Source organism: Caballeronia sp. (assembly GCF_049581465.1).
Lineage (GTDB): Bacteria > Pseudomonadota > Gammaproteobacteria > Burkholderiales > Burkholderiaceae > Caballeronia.
In genome coordinates this window covers 1-3698 of record NZ_JBAUSA010000026.1, presented here as the reverse complement: position 1 = coordinate 3698, position 3698 = coordinate 1, and the positions used below count along the sequence as shown (strand labels likewise).

Below are 3698 nucleotides of genomic sequence, written 5' to 3'. Positions count from 1 at the left end.
AGGTACAAGTGCGGAGTTATTGAATGCCAATGTTCAAATATTATATACAAAAATACACATTTGGCTAATCGCCAAACTCGGTGCTTACCCGCAGACGCCCGACGATGAAACGCATAGAGCACGTCGGTCACTTCCCATCAGAATCATCAGGAGATACAAGACATGCCGAGCACGCTGGATCATTCGCCAAGCGCTGCGCGACGCACGCGCACACCTCTCAACCGAACGCAGATAGTGGGTTTCTGGGGAGCCTGGGCCGGCTGGACACTGGACGGGATGGACTCATTCATCTATGCGCTGGTTCTCGCGCCGGCGTTGACGGAACTCCTGCCGAAGTCGGGTTACGCGGCCACGCCCGCTAACGTCGGGCTGGCCGGATCGATTTTGTTCGCGTTGTTTCTGGTGGGATGGGGTTTGTCGTTCATATGGGGACCACTCGCCGATCGCTTCGGTCGAACGAAGGTCCTGGCTGCGACCATCTTTACGTTCGCGATTTTCACGGGGCTTGCCGCGACCTCGCATACGGTGTGGGAACTCGGGACCTACCGATTTCTTGCGGGTGTTGGCATTGGCGGGGAATGGGCGCTGGCGGGAACGTATGTGGCGGAAGCGTGGCCCGAGGATCGTCGAAAAATGGGTGCGGGCTATCTTCAAACCGGCTACTACGCGGGCTTTTTCATGGCCGCTGCGCTTAACTACACGATCGGCGCCGCTTTCGGCTGGCGCGCGATGTTCCTCGTTGGCGTGGTGCCGGTGGTGATATCGATTGTCGTCTTGCTGCGCGTCAAGGAGACGGACAAGTGGCAGAAAGTCGAGGCAACGGTCGTCAAGCAGGCGAGTTCGTTGCGCTCGATTTTCTCGAAGCAATATCGGCAGCGCACGATAGTCGCGACCGTGTTGCTGACGGTGGCGATCATCGGCTTGTGGGCGGGTGCTGTGTACGAGCCCTCTGCGGTAATCCAACTCGCGACGAAGGCCGGCATGAGCCGGCCCGAAGCGGCGAAGATGGCATCGATAGCGACGGGCTTGCTCTCGATCGGGACGATTGTCGGCTGCCTGTCATTACCGCCGATGGCCGAGCGAATCGGACGGCGATGGACGCTCGCGGTGTATTTCATTGGAATGGCCGTGACGATCGCATTGGCGTTCGGCTGGGCGTTCTACTTGCCTAACGGGCTCGTGCCGTTTATCTCGCTGCTGGTGGTGCTTGGCTTCTTCGGTGGCAACTTTGCGCTGTTTAGCCTGTGGTTGCCGGAGCAATTCGAAACCCGCGTGCGCGCGACGGCGTTTGCGTTCTGTACCTCGATCGGACGGTTCTTCGGCGCGATCGTGAATTTTGGAATCGGTGCGATGGTGCTGCACTTCGGGACACTTGGGATACCTATTGCGCTGACGGCGATTGCGTTCGTGATCGGGTTGGCCGTGATTCCCCTCGCGCCGGAAACGAAAGGGTTGGACTTACCGGGCTGAATCGCTGGGCCGCTGGGCTTTGGGGGCGGTTCTGTTCGCGGCGAGTGTGGGGAGGACGTTGAGTCCTTCCGCTAGCGTGGTCGTTCTGCTTAAGTCGGATTTTCTTGCTTATTTCTGTTAGCCCCTGTTCGGGGCGGAACTTCATTTCATTTCAAACGCGAAATGAAACGAAGCAAAGAAACGCGTTTTAAACCGCTAATTCTTAAGTGTCCTCAACACCAATTTCAGACTGTTGGCCCGAACGTAGTACAGCCCCACCGATTAACGCTCAGTTGAACACCGACCTCTAATTCAACGGCGCGCACACGCTTCGCCCCGACGGCCGTATCCCGTGGCGATCCGGGCTCTCGTACCACCGCCAAGCGCGTGGTTCGATCGCGCCGTTCAAAGTGCTCAAGCGTCCCGCATGTCCAGCGCGGATTCTCCGACCCTTATAATCAGTCGAATACATACGTACCGCGTGGCGCGCTCACCCGTCACGCCGCAAGCGGAGAACGCATGAAGTATTCGAAACTCGTTGAACGCCTTCAAGGCAAACGGACCGCCGCGTGGGAAATTCACCATGCCGCCCAACAAGCGTTGGAGCGAGGCGAGGACGTGATCATCCTCAGCGTCGGAGACCCCGATTTCGCCACGCCCGAAGTAATCGTCGAGCGCGCAGTGTCAGCGCTTCGCGGCGGCGACACACATTACGCCGAGGTCGTGGGCCGCTTGCCGTTGCGCGCGGCCATCGCAAAAGAGTTTGCGCGCCAAACCGGCTGCCGTGCGGATGCGGACAATGTGATCGCGGTTGCGGGCGCACAGAACGGCCTTTTCGCGACCTCCCTGTGCTTGTGCGAAGCAGGTGACGAAGTCATCGTGCCAGAACCGATGTATCTCACCTACGAAGCAAGTGTCCGGGCGTCCGGCGCGACGCTCGTGCCAGTTGCAGTCGATCCCTCACGCGGTTTTCATCTCGACTGCGCAGCTCTCGAAGCCGCTATTACGCCACGCACCAAAGCTATCTTCTTCGCGACACCCTGCAATCCGACAGGCGTGGTCATGCCGCGCGCCGATCTGGAGCGGATCGCGCAATTAGCAGTTCTATATGATCTGTGGGTAGTCTCGGACGAGGTCTATGCCGACCTGACGTTCGAGCGCGAGCACGTGAGCATTGCATCGCTCGATGGCATGGCCGAGCGCACCGTGACGCTCGGAAGTCTCTCCAAGTCGCATGCGATGCCCGGCTGGCGCGTAGGCTGGGCAATCGGACCGAAGACACTGATGGAACATCTTGGCCGGCTCGCACTGTGCATGCTGTACGGCTTGCCGGGTTTCGTTCAGCAAGCCGCACTGACCGCGATCGAGAACAAGGCGCAGATCGTCGCCGATATGCGCGAGATATATCGGCGACGGCGCGACCTCATGTTTGCCCGCTTGAGTCAAGTGCCGGGATTGCGCTGTCTGTTACCTGAGGCAGGCATGTTCATGATGGTGGATATCACGGGAACTGGCCTGAGTACCGTCGATTTCACGTGGCAGCTTTTCCGCTCCCAGGGCGTCTCGCTACTCGATGCAAGCGCGTTCGGCGAGACCGCCAATGGGTATGTACGGCTGGGGTTCGTGGTCGATGAGAAACGCCTTGCCGAGGCGTGTGATCGAATTACCACGTTTGTTGCTGGGTTAGATGGGGCGGGGCGCCGGGATGGGTGAGGTGAGGGCGGCTCTGCCCGCCCCAACCAATGCCACTCCAACCTAAGTTGCGCTCTCCTTACAAAGTCCCGTACGACGTACACCACCCTGAACCGGCGACCAGCTTATTGCCAAACAGCTGGCAGCCGCCCCACGCATCGGTGGACTTGCCCTGAAACAGCGAACATCCCTTGCAAGTCTGCCCAGCGACGTACGCTGGATACCGCGCCTTATCGACCTTGCTGGCGTCCTCCACATAGCCCACCGCTTTCGCCGCAGGTTCCTCTTCGCTAAGGTGCGGCGCGTCCGCTAACGCAACGCGGGAGACGGCGAACGAAGCGCTTAGCGCCGCGCCATAGAACAGAATGTTGCGTCGCAATGGATTCATGATCAGCCTTTTGTCGCTACGATTGCCAGGGACTGCGTGAACCTGATTCACGCCTCGTGTTCATTATTATCGCAGTGGATCGAACGCGTCATTGCCGCCTGAAAGACAACGCTTCATACGCGTCGACGTTCAGTATGATAGGTTTGCAAGCACATGCACGGTCCAGTTC

Annotated in this window: 3 protein-coding genes; 2 read left to right on the top strand and 1 reads right to left on the bottom strand. The window is 59.1% G+C overall.

Annotation, left to right across the window (positions count from 1 at the left end; genetic code table 11):
- Nucleotides 1-162 precede the first annotated feature (162 nt).
- Nucleotides 163-1470 carry an MFS transporter gene (locus WCA53_RS00590; RefSeq protein ID WP_423904172.1) on the top strand — a complete coding sequence of 436 codons (1308 nt, stop codon included), beginning with the start codon at nucleotides 163-165 and terminating at the stop codon, nucleotides 1468-1470.
- A gap of 498 nt (nucleotides 1471-1968) precedes the next feature.
- Nucleotides 1969-3162: a pyridoxal phosphate-dependent aminotransferase gene (locus WCA53_RS00585; RefSeq protein WP_423904167.1), complete on the top strand. Its 1194-nt coding sequence runs from the start codon at nucleotides 1969-1971 to the stop codon at nucleotides 3160-3162.
- A gap of 58 nt (nucleotides 3163-3220) precedes the next feature.
- Here the strand turns inward: WCA53_RS00585 and WCA53_RS00580 are convergent, their stop codons facing one another.
- On the bottom strand, nucleotides 3221-3529 hold the full coding sequence (locus WCA53_RS00580; RefSeq protein ID WP_423904163.1) for a high-potential iron-sulfur protein: 309 nt from the start codon (nucleotides 3527-3529) through the stop codon (nucleotides 3221-3223).
- Nucleotides 3530-3698: the final 169 nt, after the last annotated feature.